This is a genomic window from Bradyrhizobium zhengyangense (genome assembly GCF_022012435.1).
Classification (GTDB): domain Bacteria; phylum Pseudomonadota; class Alphaproteobacteria; order Rhizobiales; family Xanthobacteraceae; genus Bradyrhizobium; species Bradyrhizobium zhengyangense.
Map to the genome: position 1 here is coordinate 1 of NZ_JAKLUA010000031.1, position 17,757 is coordinate 17,757.

The window sequence follows — 17,757 nt, forward strand, 5'->3', positions numbered from 1 at the left end:
CTCTCATAAAGCTGTACGCATCAAATTCGGATATTCACCTCCTTCATGCTCTGCAGCACACCGTGCCAGATCACCTTTCACAAGATCGCTTCGGCGACCACGGAAGACGAACAGGTGACCGCTGAGCGGGTCCTTGCGCAGCACCTCCTGCACTTGGCGCGCCAAGGACGGAAAGCCTCGGCGCATATCCGTGTGGCCGGTCGCCAGCCACACTCGCGCACCCGCCGGAACCGGAATCATCGGCGCACCAAAGCATCGAGAACACGACGCAGCGCGTCTCCATCACCATCCCTGGAATGCGCACTCCATCAACCTCGCCATCGATCCGGATGCGGGGTCCGGTACCAAGATCAATCTCGATGATGCCTTGGCTCTTCCGTCGACGCCCCGATGTCGTCGCCAAAGGGGCTTCGGCAACCTCCCGCGGCGGCACAGACGGCCGACTCTCGACCGGCACGAACGGCCGCTATACTCGCTTCACCGTGCTTACAAAGCTCTTTGCGCCACCGGAACAGCTGGCTCACATGAAGGCCGGCCGTGCGAGCCACCTCGGAAACATTGGCTCCGGGCTCGAGCGATGCTGCAACTAGCCGTTCCTTCTCATCCCGCGACCACCGGCGCCGCCGCTCGACCGATGTGATCACCTCCGCCCTCGAAATCGTCATAGCGCTTCTCCTAGGATTACCCCTAGGACCTGCAGCGTTCGCCTCCGTCAAACAAGGCGGCCCTCAACGGAGGAATACTATGTAAGTGTTACGAGCGGCACACACTTTGCAATATCGTTCGGCACTATCAATCCGGCGAAAGGCGAAGGGCAGCACGCGCACTAAACGACGAGGTCGATGATCTTCTATGTCAGCGCCAGGGGACTTACCTAATTCCGCATTGAAGATTAGCCTCTGCATCCGCGCTCGTGCTTGACGCGAGACGATTCATGATCCCGTAAGTCGAGTAACGATACGGAGGTCAGCCGTCGTGCTCTCTTGATCCCTAAATTGCATCCTCTCGACACGACGCCCCACTAGACGCGGCAAGCTCAGAAGCGTGACATTGAGGACACTTGGCGCCACATCGCTCACCTCGTCCACGACATCCAGCCTCGCGAATGCACCTGAATGCATTTCGACAACGCTTGCGAACACCCAAGTGGTCCGGACATAAAGCGCTATGTGACAAACAGAAAGCCGGCCTTAGCGGCTGGTTTCTTGAAGGCGACTAACCAATTTGCATCCAGATTGCTTGTTCTTAGGGTCGCCAGCCCCGATGCTATCCGTTTCCGTTCGGAAGTCTAAAGCCTGGCGCATCTTGACATGGGCACAGCGGACCTTGACGGCTTGATTAGACGAACGGCCACGGCGCTGGCCCCAAGCGCACTTGCGCGGGCCCACAAAAATGTTGGCCAAACCGTCTTCTCCCGCCTATTGCAAGGAGAATACAGCATATCAGTCCACTCGCCTGCTGCGCGCATTCAGCGTCATTAAAATCGGCCTTTGTGAACTTCAGCGCTTGGGCTCCGCCCCTTGCACGACGAACCCGCCCGGCTGCGACATGGCGACGAGGCGCGCCGCCGGCGGAGGAGCTGGCTAGTGACCTATTGTGGGTACCTTGGCTGATAGGCCTCGATCCGATCGAGGCAAGTTGAGAAAGCAGTGCCGCATCTGCGACTTCGCGACATCGCCAAGCCGCCAGCTTTCGCGGATAATGTCGAGGAGGTCTCCATCTTGACAGCGTCGGTCCATTTGCTGGCGCCCCCTTGCGCGAGGCCGTCGGCCGACCATTCTATGGCTCCCTTGGCGCCGACCGTTGGACGGACAATAGCGGCACGTGCCAAGTCAAGCGGCTGGCGTCCAACGCTCGGCTACCCCTCCTGTGCAACTCGAGCTGTCTGCACGCGTACACATCTTAGAAACGTTGCCAGCTACCTTCCCAAAGGCAGCTACCAATCCCGAGAAGCTCCGGGGTATCGCCGATATAGGAAACGTGAATCAAATTCTGGCCCGAATGAGCGAGCCAATTCAACAAAGGAATTGGACTTCAGTTGGTCGGAGGCATCTAGGCGGTTTGCCTTGAGCAGATCGACAAGACCGAATTAATCTCCATGGCGCTGCCTAAAATTACGGCGAGCGTCAAGGCTTGCAGGTAGACAGCGAGCTATACGGAGAGCAGAAGGGGCGCTGTGGACGAGAACGTTAGGACAGCCACCAGCCTTACAATCGGATGGCTCGAGCACATGACAAACCTGAGGAGAGCGATCCGGATCGAACCGCCGGCACGCTCTCGCGATTGGCTCACACTAGCCCGTCCACCCTCTTCCTCTCCATCAGAAGGAGCCGCTCAAAAGGCTTTCGCCCGGCCCTTTCCGGAACGACACACGGCCTCCTCAAAATCCCTGAGACTCAGCAATGCCCCGCGGCCATCCGTCCACCGTTTGGTTTTGCACTCCTCTGCCACTCGCCGCGGCAATCCAGATTGTAGCATTGCCGCCAACGAGGAGGACCGCTAAAAGCACGATACGCCATTGATTTACTATGTGAGCGTACGATTTCTACCATGTAAGAGAACTATACGAAGGTTTGTAATGCGCCTTTTTTTTTGGCTATGCTGATTTCGGCGGCCGACGTAGAAAGCGCTCAGGAGCGCTTGTCCGGCGGCTCGAACAAATTCCTGCATTTTAATCATCCCGCCAGAAGGGCCGGACGGATACAAGCATGTTTAATTGGCTCATCGCGTTTGGACGTTCATCGGCGCAATTTATTTTGGCTAGCATTACGCTCGCGGCATTGACGCTAGCTTCCTTGTATCTTCATAGCCCTTTCGCAGCCACAGCGCTTGTCTATTTGGTCGTGATTTTGGTGTTTTCGCTGATTGGCACTTTCGTCGCATCGTTGGCGCTTTCCATAGTCGCCGTCAGCGCTTTAATTTACGTCCTCACGTTCAATCCCCAGATCGACGCCCCTCACGAGCTTTTGGTGATTATCGCTTTCCTTACTGCGTCCATCATCGGAACGCGCCTGATCGCAAAACTCCGCTACGAAAAGGAAGCAGCGCGTGAGGTCGCCGCCGAGCTAAGGCACAGCGCGGACGATCTGCGCAACCGAGAGAAACTCTGGCGCGAGATCTTTGAGCATAACCCGGCCATGTACTTCATGGTCAATGAAACCGGAACCGTCCTGAACGTCAATAGTTTCGGCGCGATCCACCTCGGCTATACGCCCGCGGAACTGATCGGCCAATCGGTGTTCAGAGTCTTTCTGAAAGACGATCGCGAGGTCGTTCGCAAATCCATCGAGCGATGCCTTACATATATCGGCCAATCGCGTACATGGGAAATCCAGAAAGTCCGTAGGAACGGCTCGGTGCTGTGGGTGCGCGAGACTGCCAAGGCGATCTTGTGGGCCGACGATAAGCCCATCGTCCTCATTGCCTGCGAAGATATCACCGAACAGAAGCGGACGGTTCTTGCTCTTCAGCGGAGCGAAGCGCATTTGGCTCAGGCGCAAGAATTGAGCCACACAGGCAGCTTTGGCTGGAACGTGGCCACCGGCGAGGTCTTTTGGTCGAAGGAAAGCTTTCGGATATTCCAGTATGATCCAGAGACCAAAGTAACGGCGCAACACGTCATTGACCGCACTCACCCAGAAGACAAGACTTCTGTCCAAGACACTTTGAATCGGGCCCTTCGAGGCGAGCATTTCGAGCACGAATACCGATTGCTGATGCCCGACGGCTCGATAAAGTACATTCACGCGGTGGCACGTGCTACGAGAACCGCGTCCGGGAATATCGAGTTTGTCGGGGCGGCCACGGACGTCACGACAGCAAAGCAGACGGAACAACAACTGCGCCGTAGCGAGGCCTATCTGGTCGACGCGCAGCAGCTCAGTCGCACGAGCACCTGGTCGTGGGACTGCAACCGTCGCTGTTTTGCTTATCGCTCCGCCGAAGTCAGTCGTCTATTTGGCTTTGACCCGGATGAGCCGGTGACCATTGAGGCCATCCGATCGCGGATTCATCCAGACGACTTGCCGCGGCAACAGGAAATCCAACGTCAGGCCATTGAACAAAAAACAGGGAATTTTGAATACGATTTCCGAATCTGTCTTCCCGACGGCGCGATACGACACATACATGCTGTTGCGCACGCCGTGCTGGCAAGCGATGGCTCAACTGTCGAACTCGTCGGAACGCACATGGATGTCACTGAGCAGCACGCAGCCAAACAACAATTGGAAGACACTCTTGCTGCGCTACGCGAGAGCGAGCAGCGCTTTCGTGACTACGCCGCAACTGCTTCTGACTGGTTATGGGAGACCGGGCCGGATCACCGGTACACCTTGTCGGAGCACACCAACGCTACGGACCTCTTGGCAAGAGCGGTCATCGGCCTGCGTTGCTGGGAGATTGCGAGCGACGTTGAAGAAGAGCCCGAGAAGTGGCGGCAGCATGAAATAACGCTAAATGCCCATCTTCCATTTCGCGATCTGGTCTATCGTACCGTGGGGAGGACCAGGTCACCAATCTACTTCCAGAGCAGCGGCAGGCCCTTATTTGATGTAAGCGGCCATTTTCTCGGCTACCGAGGCGTGGCCACTGATATCACGGCGAAAGTTCGCGCCGATCAGGCTGAACAAGGACTGCGAAAGGCACAGGCGGATCTTGCGCATGTGACGCGCCTGACGGCGCTGGGGGAACTAACAGCCTCTATCGCCCACGAAGTGAACCAACCGCTCACGGCCATAATCAGCAACGCCGATGCGTGCCTTGGCTGGCTACGTCGCGAAGCTCCCGACATTTCCGCCGTGCACAGATCCGTAGAGTGGATCATTGATGACGCTATGCGCGCAAGCGAAGTGATTCGCAGGGTCCGCACACTCGCGAGGAACGGTGATATCGAGATGGTAGCGCTAGACATTAATGAGGTTGTGAACGACTCTATCGCGCTGGTAACGCGTGAGCTGATTAACCACCAAGTGACCTTGCGAACTGAGCTAGCACCATCACTTCCCAAAATTCTCGGTGACCGGGTTCAGCTGCAACAAGTAATCATCAATCTGGTGATGAACGGAGTAGAGGCCATGCAAGCTGTTGACGACAGAGCGCGCGAACTGATGATTCAGTCATCCAGAGACAATGAGAGCCGCGTGCAGCTCTCCGTGACTGATAGCGGCGTCGGCATCGCTGAGGGTGATAGGATCCGAGTCTTAGATCCGTTCTTCACCACCAAATCTACCGGCCTTGGAATGGGTCTGTCGATCTGCCGCTCGATCGTAGAAGCTCACGGAGGCCGCCTGTCGATCGTCCAGAAGCAAGAGCCGGGCGCATCCTTTCAATTTGTCCTGCCAGTCGTGTCATGATTGGAATTTGACTAGCCGTGTGAAATCGGGTCGACAAGTACGATCGTGCTTATTGTCGAAAGCTAAACGGCTCGATGCCTCGACGAAACTTTCGCTCGGCATATCTGGATATCGCCGCATTCGGATCGGCTCACGGAATGCTGCAGGGCACACCTTCGGGTCGCATGGCCATCGGGTTCTTGACACCGACTGCTGGGACCGTGAGTTTGTATCTAACCTGGCGAAGTTGAATGTTCACCCCGCATGAACCTCAAACTGAGGAAGGCGAAGCGTTCGATCGGATCGCAACAGAATCGAAGCTGAGCAGACGATCACGACGCCTCGCTGGCAAGCAGCTTTGGCACTGGGCACCACCGGCTCCGATTCAGGGCGCTTTCGCGTGCTTCCCGCTCGACGGCCCGAATGCCGCTTCCGTCCGCAGAAGGATGCACGAGCTGAGCAGCAGACCACTCGTTAGATAGCGAAGCGCTGGCGATTAGCCGCAGTCTCAAGAGCTAACGCTGCGGGTTCCCTAGTCACACCGCCGGCGCCTTCAGGGCCTTGAGTGACGGCCTTAACCGCTTTCCGGCCAGATTCGCCACAAATTCCATCGGTACTTTTTGAAGGGGTCGATCCCTTTCGGGGTGTCAGCCCTAAGAAGCTGAGTTCCTTCAGCAAGCGCGTCGTGCCGCTTCGGCTTGACCGTACAAGCTGATCAGCTTGGACTTGCACGCGTTGCTGTACGAAATCCCCGGCGCCGCGATACGATTATTACGGCTCCTCGATCTGGCCGAAGCGGAAAGAGGACGAGACGTTCGAGGCCCCCTCCTTCAAAGCGTTGAGCCGATGGGACGTCCTGGGCCATAGCGGAACACATTGACGCACAATCGAGCGCCGGCACCCAACCTGCGCGTCAACAGCGACGCCCGATGCTCGCGGTTCTGTTTTTCGACGCGGCAAGCCAACGCATAAGAGCGTTGCTGCTTCCGCTTATTCATCGGCTCGCGGCGAGCTAGGCGCTGACTCTCCGCGCCGCTACGTGCATTCCCTTTGCAACCTATTCGCGGCTTGGATGAACACTATCAAGAAAATTGATTTTTCGATCCTACCTGAAGCCTCGTAAGTCGTATCCGTTCTTTACAAGGAGGACGCAGCTACTCGTGCGGTTCGATTTTCTCTTCAGTCAAATGCTCGACAATTGCAGCTGCTCGACCAGGCGGGGGGATCATCGTAGCTCCGTGCCGACAGTGATGCGCTCAGGCCTCGACACAATCGCACTATAGGCGACCACAATGCGAATCCTACTGGTCGATCAGGACGCCGCCTTCGTGCGAGCCGCCAAGAAAACCCTGTTCGTTCGCGGTTTTGCCGTGGACCTCATCTCTACTCTTGACGAAGCGGAGACCGCGCTGAGTTGTGCCAGCTATCACATTCTCTTGCTCGAGTTGGCTCTGCCGGACGGAAATGGATTGGACTGGTTGAAACAGTTGAGACGTGAAGGATATTCAATGCCTGCCATGATGATGAGCAGCCTGAGCGATCTTGAGACCAGGATCGCGATATTCAATGGTGGCGCCGACGATTTTCTTCCTAAGCCGGTGTCTATCGATGAGCTTATTGCTCGAATGCGCGCCATTTTGCGACGATCGACGCAATTGACGGCACCCGTGATCACCTTCGGGAACTTACATTTCGATCCTATTGGCCGGCAAGTCTCAGTTGACGGTCGGCCACTCAGAATTGCGCGCCGCGAAGTCTGCATTCTCGAACATCTGCTCAGCCGAGCAGGCCGCACCGTGCCGCGAGCGTTGCTAGAGGAAAGCCTCTATGCGTTTGACGATGAAGTCTCGACCAATGCCTTAGAAGTCGGGATCTATCGATTGCGCACACATTTGAGCAAGTCCGGCACAACGCTACGAATCAAAACCGCGCGCGGCGTCGGCTACGCGCTTGAACTGAAGAACGATCCGCTGCCTTGCCGCCACACTTGAAAACGACGCTCAGTTGAAGTTCCCCCTTGATGTTCGCAGCTGCCGATGGCCGACGGCGGTCACCTCAGCTATTCGCTCGCGCCTTCTGTATGTCGTTTGCTCGCTTCCTCTCGTGCTGCCGCCCACTACCGCAGCTCAGATAAAGCGCGACCCTAATCAGGCGTCGCCACGGTCAACAACTGACAGCCTTAGCGGGGTCTTGAATCTTTCCTCCTCTCAGGGCCAGACGATTCATCTTCCGGCGCCGGCGGCCAGCATATTCGTTGCCGACCCAACGATAGCCGACTACCAGGCCCCATCGAATACAACCATCTTCGTCTTTGGAAAACAGTCGGGACGGACCAGCCTATTTGCTTTGAACGACAATGGAGAAGCGTTAGCCGAGTTACGTGTTGTCGTTACCCAGCCTATCGAGGATTTGCGTGCTGCACTAAAGGCTGAGCTCGGGGACCATCCGATCCAAGTCACCTATACGCCACGCGGCGCAATTCTGAGAGGGACAGCACCAAGTGTCGACGTCGTTGAGCGCGCCAAGAAGATTACCGAGCAATTTCTGGGCGCGGGCGCGCTGGTCGTCAACAACATCCAAGTGGCCGGCTCATTGCAAGTGACGCTTAGCGTGCGCGTGGCGGAAGTCTCGCGCAGCGCCGTGAAGGAGCTTGGCATCAACCTCTCTGCATCGGGCCAAAACGGAGCGGTCATTTTCGGGTTTAGCAGTGGCAAGCCTGGCGGTTCCGGTGCGAGCCGGGGTGGCGGCACGGCAAGTGTCGGAGTCGGCGTTGGCAGCACGAACATCAGTGCTGTACTTGACGCCCTCGCCAACGAGCATCTCGCGTCGGTATTGGCGGAGCCAACTCTTACCGCGATGTCCGGCGAATCAGCAAGCTTCCTGGCAGGCGGCGAATTTCCAATTCCGGTCATGCAGGACAATCGTCAACTCTCAGTTCAATTCCGTCAATTCGGAATCAGTCTGGAGTTCGTTCCGACCGTTCTCAGCAACAATCAGATCAATATCCACGTCAAGCCTGAAGTCAGTGAGTTATCCAAAGAAGGTGAAGTCAATATCAACGGAATGTCTCTGCCTGGCCTCTCCACGCGACGTGCCAGTACTGTTGTCGAGCTTGCCAGCGGTCAGAGCTTTGCAATCGGCGGGCTCATAAGACGCAATTTCAACACCGACATCAGCACGTTTCCCGGGTTAGGCGATGTCCCGATCCTTGGTGCACTGTTTCGGTCCTCCTCATTTCAGAAGCAGGAGACGGAGCTTGTCATCGTCGTTACCCCTTACATCGTGCGGCCAGCATCATCTGCCGCCAAGATAAGCGCGCCGACTGACCGCCTCCGGCCGCCATCAGACGGGGGGCGCATTTTAACGAATACGTTGGCGCGTCCCCCGCGAAGCCGCGAGGCTCCCGCACCGAACCAGACGCGACCGGCGGAGCCGGCTTTGTTATCGAATGAGGACCGCTAATGACCTTGCGAAACCTGGGCCACTTGATTGCCGTAGCGGCAACCGTAGGCGGATGCACACATAATGCTGCGATCTATTCTGAGCCGACTGATCAAGCGATTCAAGTGGAGCAGAAGACCAGTATCTTGCGACTACAGAGCCTTCGTCGCGCCGAGAGGTATGGTCTGCGTAATTTCATTGCGAACGCCAGCCGCGGTCGGCGGGATGCACTCCATCTGGACGTCAGTGGTTCGCCCCGGCTCATTACGCAGGTGGCTCATGAGGCCCGCGAGATGGGCGTTCCCGCCTATAATATTCGCCGGTCCGCTTCCCCCGTAGATCTGCCCAGCCATTTCGGTGTCCAAATCGAGGCGATCATTTACGAAGCACGTCCTCCGCTCTGTCCATCCCTTTCAATCATCGGCCCTTCAGTAGACGACAATTCTTTCAATCCAACGCTCGGCTGTTCGATCCGCAATAACCTCGCGGTCACGGTCAACGATCCCGGCGACTTGCTCGAGAACAGAGCTATCTTGCCAACCAGTGGTGACCGTGCGGTGCTTCCGCTTACCGCACGGGGAGGTCTCGCCGCAGGCAACAAGAGCCACTTGGAAAGTGACACTCATAATCGCATTGCGTCAGAAGCCCAATGAGCACTCTCAATGGCTGAGCGGCAAGAGCATTGGCGATACTCTGGCGGCCAACTTCCGCAGACGCCACGATCTGCTTCCGCCTTTCCAGACGACGTGACTTACAGATCAAGTAGCGACTGGACGTCTTTGACTAACACGCCCGAATGCATCGCATTGCCGCGCCAAGCTAGACCAGGCCAGCGGCAAAGACTGCCTTTGCAACCCCCTCGAAACAGTCCTTCGGAACGGCCTTGCCCATTATTCCCTTTCGGATCAGCTGACGCGCCAAAGCAGGTTCCTGAATAATGCTCAGATGCAGCGCCCTCGCCTGATCAAACAACTGTGAAGCAAGTTCGTCCTCACCGCGGCATACCAAAACCGGCACTCCGGTCTGTCCACGAACGTAGCGCAGTCCAACTAACATCGCGGGGCCCGTCAGTATCAATGTGGCCCGATTGACTCCGAGCGGCGGCTCACTCGCCGATTCCCGACGAAGCCGGCGGTGTTCGCCCTTTACATGTGGGTTGCCTTCCTGCTCCTTAGACTCGCGCTTCGCTTCACTCTCCGTCATGCGCATGTCACGCAAGAATAGCCAGCGCTGAATTAGCAGGTCGGTCAAGCCGCCGATCAGAAACGCCCCAGCAGCAATTTCAATTAAGAATTTGACCTCTTTGAATACAAAGCTGAAACAACCCAAACCGCAGACAGGCAGGTACACCAGCGCCTTCCAACTTGCGAGTGAGGTGAAAAACAGCGTTACGCCGAGAAGGAACACTTTGATCAACGACTTACCAAGCTCGACAAGCGACTTCTGAGAGACAATCCGTTTGAGCCCTTTGATTGGATCCAATTTCTTAAGGCTTGGTTTCAGCGGCTCCACGGAGAACGTCAGCCCACCAGCAGCCAAGACACTGGCTAGAATGCCTGCAGCCACGGCCGCTCCAATGATTGGGGCAACGCTCGTCAACGAAAGTTCGATCAATCCGACCAGTGCCTGCTGGACCGCACTGTTGAAGGGCTGCCCCTGCAGCTTGTCGACGAGCCGCACCCCCTCACGCCATACGCCCTCGATCGCGCCCGCTCGGAAACATAGACAGCCGAATGCGGCGCAAATGCTAAGCGCGCTCACAAAATCGGCGCTGCGCGGGATCTGTCCCTTCTTACGCGCCTGCCGTAGCTTCTTGGGAGTTGGCGGACGCTTCTTCTCTTCGCTCGAGTCGCTCATTTTAGGAACTTCCCGAGCCACTCCAGCACTCCGTAGGACTGGATAATCTCCGTTCCCATGTATTCCATGAGGAAGACGGTGTAACTCACCATGATGATGCCAAAGGCGGCGTTCTTGATGGTGGGGGAGAGGTCGTTCAGCTTAATTTGCGGCGCAAACCGCCCTAGCAACATGAGGGATATCTCAATCAGGAGCAGCAGAGCCAGCACGGGTCCGGAAAATAGCAGGGCCGTGTGCATGATATGATCGAGAAGCGCTACAACTTCCATTGCCCCTTGCATTGTCAGAGGAGGTAGTAGCCGGTACACGGGCCAGATCAGATAGCTGCCATACAGGCACCGAACCATCGTCTGTAGACCTCCAGACGCAACGAAAATAGTAACCCCAGCAGTTCCGAGAAAGAGACCCGTGGCGGAGGCCTGGCTGCGCGTCGCAGGATCGTCCAACTGGCTTGAAACGCTCCGTTGCGTGTCAATGATGTCGCCAACTGCCTGGATGCTCCATAGCGGTATACTTAGGAACATCCCGAACAGCAGGCCGACGAATATCTCTTTGAGACCGAGGAACGCGACCGCGGCCAGACGGGTGGCCGGATCTAGAGTCTGCAGACCGGCCTTGACATGCGCAAGGCATGGCAGTCCAATCACGATCGTCAAGCTTGTGCGGATCATCCCGCTAATCTGCGGCCGCGTGAATACGGGAAGCACCAACATAATGCCTAAGGCCCGCGCAGCGCTAAGGCCCGCTGCAACGACGAACTCGACAGCACTCTGAATTAGAGCTTGCGCCTCGGTGGGTGACAAAGCATGCATTCGCGGCGCTCGTTGTTCGCCTCAGCTAATCTAACCGGTTCCGCTCGCCGTGCCTTAATGTTTGACGCCAAGGCCGCAAATAGTCGGCGGTGTTCGTTCTAATAGCGCTCAACGAGAGCACCAGCCGCACTGCGAGCCCGCAGGGTAGGCCGTCGATCCCCATACTCTCATGCTCGCTCGACAAACTGGCCAGCCACTTTGGTAATTCACCGGTGATGTCGATGGGCGGTTTTGTCCTCACAAACTCGGCCTTCGGTTCCTCACTAATACCTCGATGTGAGAGAGGGGAACTCCGTGAAGATATGTTTGGCCTGTTCGATAAGCGGCGCACTCAGCACCCGAGAAAACAGAACGAGCACGGCGACGACGACGAGGAGCCTCACGGTTAGGGGCAAGGTTTGATCCTGGAGCTGCGTTGCCGCCTGTATTATGCCAACACCCAAGCCGGCCACGAGAGCTGCTAGGAGCGGTGGCAGAACCCACATCATGAAGAGGACGAGCGATCGGGTCAAATGCGTGAGGATGCTGGTCTCGTCCATATTAACCTCCGGCCGTGGCGTAACTTAACACCAACCCGTGCATGAGCCGCGACCATCCGTCGATCGTGACGAACAGAAAGAGCTTAAAAGGAACAGATATCATTGTGGGCGATACCATTGACATGCCCATGGCCATCAGAATCGTCGTTACAATCAGATCAATCGTGATGAATGGAAGATAGAGAAGGAAGCCGATTTCAAAGGCACGCTTTAATTCCGAGATCAGAAAGGACGGTACAAGAATCGCAAAATCATCCGCTGTAGCGTTTGCCCGCATCTCCTCTGACCAAACATGTTCTGTGGATGACAGGAAGAACGTGCGCTGCTCCTCACTGCTGAACTTTTTCAGGTGAGCGCGCAGCGGCTCGCTTCCCTCCTTAGCGGCTGTCGCCCAGTCATCGAGCGTTTGGTAGTGAAGTTGCGGGGCGGTAACGTGGTTGTAGATCTGCTCCAGCACTGGAGCACCAATGAAGACCGTAAGGATCAATGCAGCGCCATACAGAACGATGTTCGGGGGTATGGATTGGGTTCCGAGCGCGTTGCGCACGAGGAAGAGAACGACGGAAACTTTTATGAATGCCGTCGTCGTGACAACTGCGAACGCCAGCAGACCGAGACCGACCGTCGCTGCAAGAAGTGCAGGAATGCCTGGCTGAATGTCAGTCATTGACCGCCAACCCACCACGTAGCCTGATGGCCAGTTCCTCCCCGACACGCACGATGTCGCCGTGGCCGATCAATCGACCATTGGCAACAATGTCAACCGGACGGTCAACGGGACGGCCAAGTTCAAAGACATGCCCTTCGTTGACGCTCCTCAACGTACCCAGCGGGATAGGCCAACGGCCGCATTCGAACACGAGCGTAATCTCAATGCTGTCGATGTCGGTTTCCGAGGGCAGGGTCGATGGCTGGGTTTGGGGTCGTGTTGTCATATATGCACTCTTGAGAGGGTGGGGTTGCAGGCGGAAGGGTCCCCGCAAGATTAGTCTGTCGCCAGCAATCTCCGCCGGCGCCCACAATTTGTCCGCAGTCAGGATGACCTGACCGCTCGCAAAGGGAATGACGTCCGGCAACAGCGCATCGCCAGTTTGTGCTTGGCGAAGAAGCCCGACGGACACGCGCAGCGAGCTAATCTCGCTGGCAACCATGATGGGCAACTCCGGGGAAAGCTTGCGCATTTCTCGGGGCAATTGGCCAAGCATCTCGCCTAACTTACAGAAGGCAGCCGGAACCGGACCCTCAAGAGACGAGAATAGGAACAGCCGCGCCTTGCCCACGAGCGCCCCGTAGACGATGTCGAGTTCCAGATAAGGACCTTCCATCGTTGCTTCGTCGATGCGGATAATTTGCAAATCCTGCGCTAGCAGATGCTCTACTCGAGTGAACCATGGTTCAAGCGCAAGTTCGAGGACGAAAGAGCGGGCTGGGTCCGAAGGTAACGTAAGGCCATGCTGCACTGTCGAAATCAATGCCTCCGCCAACTGGCGCGGCACCGACAAGACGGCCATTTCGGCTCCGACGCGAAATACACAATCAAGCATCGGCGCGGTCGATTGCTGCGCCTGCCACACAAGCCGGTTAATACATATCGAGACCGGCGTATCGCCAAGGCGGCTCTTCAGAACCGTTCGCCGGGGGGCCATCAAATTGAGGCACGAGACCGCGCTATGCGACAATCTTAGCCGCGGCACGAATCGTGCCGGTTCACCGACCGCATTTTCCGCGCTCATGTTCACGGGGTCGGCAGTTCGCGCCGACATAAGAGAAGCAGCCATTAAATCAAAACGCCAATTGCCTGGCTTCGCGAGCCACTCTGATACCGGAGCAAGACCTCATCGTCCGTTTCGATTTGAGCTGCACACTCCGAGCAAGCGTTGGTCGAGCGCTGCACATCGCACTCAATCTGCTGCCATTTCTGGCTCGCCGCCGAACGCTTGGCCCACACGACCCGCGCCTCAACAACCGCCGCCTGGGCCTGCTGTTGAGCGATGCGCGCTTGCTCAAGCACCTGGCGTGCAGTTGCGATCTCAGCTGTGAGGCGTCCAATGACGAGATGAAGCCTACGGTCGAGTTCGGTGACGCACATCCTGTTAGACGATGCGAGTTCTAAATAAAGTTCAGCTTCGAGGCTTGCGCGGCGTTTCTCGGCGCTGGCGGCATTCTTGGAAGCTTTCTCCATCGCTTTAACCGCAATTTGGCGTTCGGCTTGCGTATTGGATAATTGACGAAGCGCACTTCGCTCCCTCATGTCCTTCACCAGCCGCAATTTCGACGCTTGGCTGGGATTCAGTCGGTAAGACGCGACATCCACGTGATGGCCTCCTCAAAGCTGGACGGTTCATCCTGCCCCTGGCGCAAGAAATTCCGCAAGTCCTCGATCGACGCGATTGCTCGGTCGGTCAGCGGATCGCCCCCTGGCTTGTACTCACCGACCTTGATCAAAAATTCGGCCTCATCATAGCGCGAAAGAAGATCTCGAAAGAAAGAGGCGGCCTTTCGATGTGACACAGAGACGACCGCATCCATCACGCGACTTCGGCTCGACAACACGTCGATGGCCGGAAAATGCTCTCGCGATGCGAGCGCGCGTGAGAGAATGATATGACCATCGAGAATACCGCGCGACTCTTCGGCGATTGGATCGCCTGTCCCGTCACCTTCGACAAGTACGGTATAGAAGGCCGTGATCGAGCCCTGCTCGCCCATACCGGCACGTTCCAACAGAGCCGGCAGCAGCGCAAAGACGGAGGGAGGAAAGCCTCGCCGCGTCGGAGGTTCTCCCGCGGCTAGGCCGATTTCACGCATCGCGCGGCTGAAGCGCGTCAACGAATCCATCATGAGAACGACCCGCTGTCCCTGATCACGAAAGTACTCGGCGAGTGCCGTCGCCGTATGAGCACATTGCGCGCGCTCCATTGCCGACCGGTCGGAGGTCTCAACGACAGCGATCGTCCGATCGATGGCATTGCCAATATGGCGCTCGATGAATTCACGCACCTCACGTCCGCGCTCTCCTATAAGCGCAACGACGGTGACCTCAGCGTCCGCGCCTTTAACAATCTGCGACATCAGCGTCGACTTGCCGCAACCAGCGTCTCCATAGATTCCGATCCGTTGGCCTTCGCCACACGTCAGAAGTCCGTCGAGCACGCGGACGCCGAGCGGAAAAGGCTGCTCGATCCCCCGCCGCCTCATTGGGTTGGGTGCCCTGCCGCGTAGGGGACGAGTGTGGGTCGTCTTTATTGGCCCCTTCCCGTCGAGCGGACGGCCGAAGCTATCGATGACGCGGCCCAGCAAATCGGCACCGACCGCAACTTCCTGCATTCGCCCGGTCGGAACCACTTCCGCACGGCTAGACATGCCTACCATGTCGCCGATTGGCGTGAGCAATACTCCATCCGGCAGCAGACCGACCACCTCCGCATCAAGTGACCATCCCGTACTGTGATCCTGCAATAGGCACAGCTCCCCAACGTGGGCCCCGGGCAGCACGGCATGGACCAAGGTGCCGACGGCTCGGGTGACTCGTCCGCGCACAGCACGCGTATCGACATGCTTTGCCGTAGATTTCAGAGATGATAATGCTGCGTGCACCGCGCCTTCAGCAGCCGCATTGCCATAGCTTGGCCTTTGGGAAGTCATTGTTCGTCCTCCTGAACAGGCGGAGCAAGGGCGAGGCGCAGTGTGCGGAGCTGCGCGGCAAGTCCTAGATCGACATTACCAAACTCACTCCACAAAACGCATTGGTCCGGCGTTAGAGCCGGGTCCGGATCAATTCTGACCTTCGGACGCCCATGCGTTCCATGGAATGACGCGAACTCGCATGTCATGGCATCGACGTTCACAGGAGACACATGAAGGCGCAATTCCGCACCGCCATATCTTTGCTCGATAGCGTGACGAACCGACCTCACTAACATCTCGCCCGGATCGAACGAGCCCACCAAGTCGTTCAGGACCTCAATGACAAGTTGTGGCAGCTCCTGTTCCAGCACGGCTTTTCGCCGCGCCAGCTCAGAAGCAGCTCGAGCAACCAGCCGCGCCATTTCGTCCGAGCCTGTCTTCAGGCCTTCGGAGTGCCCGCGCGCCTGCTCGCGATGATAAGCGTTCCTTGCCCAGTTGCGAACCTGCTGTAGATACCGCTGAGCTAGCGCGCGCGTCTGTACCACATCGCACCAGATCCCAAGTTCCGAGGCTGGTATGACTGGACCCACCGGACGTATCTGCGGGCGTTCTGGCAATGCTGGCTCACCCGCGGTCATGCCGGCCGTGTCTCTGCGGCCAAATGGGTCATCACCAAAGACATCAATTGGCCCGCGGCTTTGTGATGTTCGGCGGCTGGACTCTCCGCGGCAGTCCCGACAGGCAAGCAGAGAAGCACGCGCGTACGGTCGAGTTCTGAGGCTCGCTTGAGGAAAGCGCCAAGGCAGGCATATCCGTCATGTGCAATCCGCTGCGAAAGTTGCTCCGGATCGACAATCAATTGGGTTTCGACGGCGCTGGATACATGTCGGATAGCGAAAGCATGTGCTTCCGCACCAATATTTCCGATCAGTGGAGCAAGATCATGCTTTGACACCAGCTTCAGTACCGAACGGGCATGCCAAATGCCGCCAGCGAGCAATGCCGCACGATGCGGATCATGCCCAAGCAAAGCGCCCCTTCCCCAGCTACTTCCCTTCAAGACCAGTTCACTGCCTAGGAGCAGTTCGACTAGTCTTTCCTGTAGTCTGGGAGTTTTCTGCAGTTGCAGCACTGTAGACGCCGCCAGCGACGCATCAAGACGTTCAGCAAAACGGCTTGGATGGATTATCGCAGCAAGCTCCCGCGGCCGACCGGAATGTTGGTTGAGCAAATGATTTGGTTCGTTGGATGTCATCGTTGCGGACATTGCATTCGGCCTATCTCGCATCGGAGTTCCGCTTTTTGCCAGCGGCTAGGACGGCGGGCATACTCGCCGCTGTGTCAATATTCGGCACTTTCCGCCAGAATTGACCTAGCTGGCGCACACGTGTGCTCAGCAGCACGTAAGATAGAATGCCGACCGCGGCGCCGACACCCCCGACCACGATCGCAAGAAAGGTGGCTGACGTGAACTTGGTCGGGTGGATCGAAGCAGCTGCTGGTGCAGAGAACATCTCATGCTGCGCTCGCTCAACCGGCACGAAAACGACGGCCACCTTGTCGTATGATAGTCCTTCAATGCCATTGGCGACGAGCATCTTGATTTGGGGCAACAAGGCTGAGAGGTTCGCATTGGAACCATGTCGAATGAAGACCGACGCCGAGGACGGGGTCGCATCCTGTCGCAAAAGGTCGTTCTTCGGCAAGACAACATGAACCCGGGCGGAGAGAACCCCATCGATATCATTGATTGTGCGCGACAATTCTTCGCTTAGGGCATAAACGTAACGAGCGCGCTCCTCAACTGGGGACGCAACCAGGCCGGATCCCTTGAACACCTCCCCAAGATTCTTAAACACCTGGCGCGGCAAGCCCTGGCCATTCAGCAGTTCTATCGAAACGGCCAATTGCTTTTCTTCGACCTGAATCGTGCTGCTACCGTCCTTAGCGACAACACGGACTGCATCGACACCCTTACTAAGGAGAAGGGCAAGCATCTCGTTGGCTTCACGCTCCTGAACTTTCGTATAGAGATCGGCCTTGCAGCCGGCTAGCAACAGCACAAGCGGCAATAGGAGAACGGCATGCACCTGCCTTCCAGAAGTCGCGCCGCGACCGATCTTTCTTTGCGCGAAAAGAACCATCAAC

15 protein-coding genes and 1 pseudogene are annotated in these 17,757 nt (G+C 57.1%); 4 read left to right on the top strand and 12 right to left on the bottom strand.

Translation table 11 applies throughout. From position 1 onward, the window contains the following. Positions 1–3: 3 nt before the first annotated feature. Both tnpB and L6637_RS42915 read right to left on the bottom strand, forming a co-directional pair. Positions 4–240 (bottom strand): IS66 family insertion sequence element accessory protein TnpB, encoded by a 237-nt coding sequence (tnpB, locus tag L6637_RS39615; protein WP_128929706.1) that lies wholly within the window; start codon positions 238–240, stop codon positions 4–6. A gap of 110 nt (positions 241–350) precedes the next feature. Continuing rightward, positions 351–665, bottom strand: a complete 315-nt coding sequence (locus L6637_RS42915) for a transposase (RefSeq protein WP_128929707.1) — start codon at positions 663–665, stop codon at positions 351–353. A gap of 2,043 nt (positions 666–2,708) precedes the next feature. Here L6637_RS42915 and L6637_RS39620 point away from each other — a divergent pair. From L6637_RS39620 to L6637_RS39635, 4 genes and pseudogenes are all read left to right on the top strand, one after another. Further along, positions 2,709–5,354 carry a PAS domain-containing protein gene (locus tag L6637_RS39620; RefSeq protein WP_128929708.1) on the top strand — a complete coding sequence of 882 codons (2,646 nt, stop codon included), beginning with the start codon at positions 2,709–2,711 and terminating at the stop codon, positions 5,352–5,354. 1,271 nt (positions 5,355–6,625) lie between these two features. Then, positions 6,626–7,324, top strand: coding sequence for a response regulator (locus L6637_RS39625; RefSeq protein ID WP_128929709.1), 699 nt, complete (start codon positions 6,626–6,628; stop codon positions 7,322–7,324). 70 nt (positions 7,325–7,394) lie between these two features. After that, a pseudogene (locus L6637_RS39630) lies at positions 7,395–8,785 on the top strand (type II and III secretion system protein family protein). 9 nt (positions 8,786–8,794) lie between these two features. After that, a complete protein-coding gene (locus tag L6637_RS39635) occupies positions 8,795–9,427 on the top strand; it encodes a CpaD family pilus assembly lipoprotein (RefSeq protein ID WP_128929710.1) in 633 nt (210 codons plus the stop codon). Between the two features lie 166 nt (positions 9,428–9,593). On the opposite strand, the gene L6637_RS39640 is transcribed toward L6637_RS39635, so the two are convergent. From L6637_RS39640 to sctJ, 10 genes are all read right to left on the bottom strand, one after another. After that, a complete protein-coding gene (locus L6637_RS39640; protein ID WP_128929711.1) occupies positions 9,594–10,631 on the bottom strand; it encodes an EscU/YscU/HrcU family type III secretion system export apparatus switch protein in 1,038 nt (345 codons plus the stop codon). Next, entirely contained in the window at positions 10,628–11,443 is an 816-nt protein-coding gene (gene sctT, locus L6637_RS39645) for a type III secretion system export apparatus subunit SctT (protein WP_128929712.1), read from the bottom strand. Before sctT ends, L6637_RS39640 begins: the two co-directional genes overlap by 4 nt. A gap of 263 nt (positions 11,444–11,706) precedes the next feature. Next, complete coding sequence (locus tag L6637_RS39650; protein WP_128929713.1) at positions 11,707–11,982, bottom strand: EscS/YscS/HrcS family type III secretion system export apparatus protein; 276 nt, start codon at positions 11,980–11,982, stop codon at positions 11,707–11,709. A gap of 1 nt (position 11,983) precedes the next feature. Then, positions 11,984–12,649, bottom strand: a complete 666-nt coding sequence (gene sctR / locus L6637_RS39655) for a type III secretion system export apparatus subunit SctR (RefSeq protein ID WP_128929714.1) — start codon at positions 12,647–12,649, stop codon at positions 11,984–11,986. After that, a complete protein-coding gene (gene sctQ, locus L6637_RS39660; RefSeq protein WP_128929715.1) occupies positions 12,642–13,715 on the bottom strand; it encodes a type III secretion system cytoplasmic ring protein SctQ in 1,074 nt (357 codons plus the stop codon). Before sctQ ends, sctR begins: the two co-directional genes overlap by 8 nt. A 44-nt stretch (positions 13,716–13,759) precedes the next feature. Then, positions 13,760–14,296 (bottom strand): hypothetical protein, encoded by a 537-nt coding sequence (locus L6637_RS39665; RefSeq protein ID WP_128955093.1) that lies wholly within the window; start codon positions 14,294–14,296, stop codon positions 13,760–13,762. Continuing rightward, on the bottom strand, positions 14,272–15,627 hold the full coding sequence (sctN, locus tag L6637_RS39670; protein ID WP_128929717.1) for a type III secretion system ATPase SctN: 1,356 nt from the start codon (positions 15,625–15,627) through the stop codon (positions 14,272–14,274). The genes L6637_RS39665 and sctN overlap by 25 nt, the downstream gene beginning before the upstream one ends. After that, a complete protein-coding gene (gene sctL, locus L6637_RS39675) occupies positions 15,624–16,247 on the bottom strand; it encodes a type III secretion system stator protein SctL (RefSeq protein WP_128929718.1) in 624 nt (207 codons plus the stop codon). Before sctL ends, sctN begins: the two co-directional genes overlap by 4 nt. Further along, positions 16,244–16,876 carry a nodulation protein NolU gene (locus tag L6637_RS39680; protein ID WP_232995592.1) on the bottom strand — a complete coding sequence of 211 codons (633 nt, stop codon included), beginning with the start codon at positions 16,874–16,876 and terminating at the stop codon, positions 16,244–16,246. The genes sctL and L6637_RS39680 overlap by 4 nt, the downstream gene beginning before the upstream one ends. A gap of 10 nt (positions 16,877–16,886) precedes the next feature. Next, on the bottom strand, positions 16,887–17,753 hold the full coding sequence (gene sctJ / locus L6637_RS39685) for a type III secretion system inner membrane ring lipoprotein SctJ (RefSeq protein ID WP_128929719.1): 867 nt from the start codon (positions 17,751–17,753) through the stop codon (positions 16,887–16,889). Between the last annotated feature and the right edge of the window lie 4 nt (positions 17,754–17,757).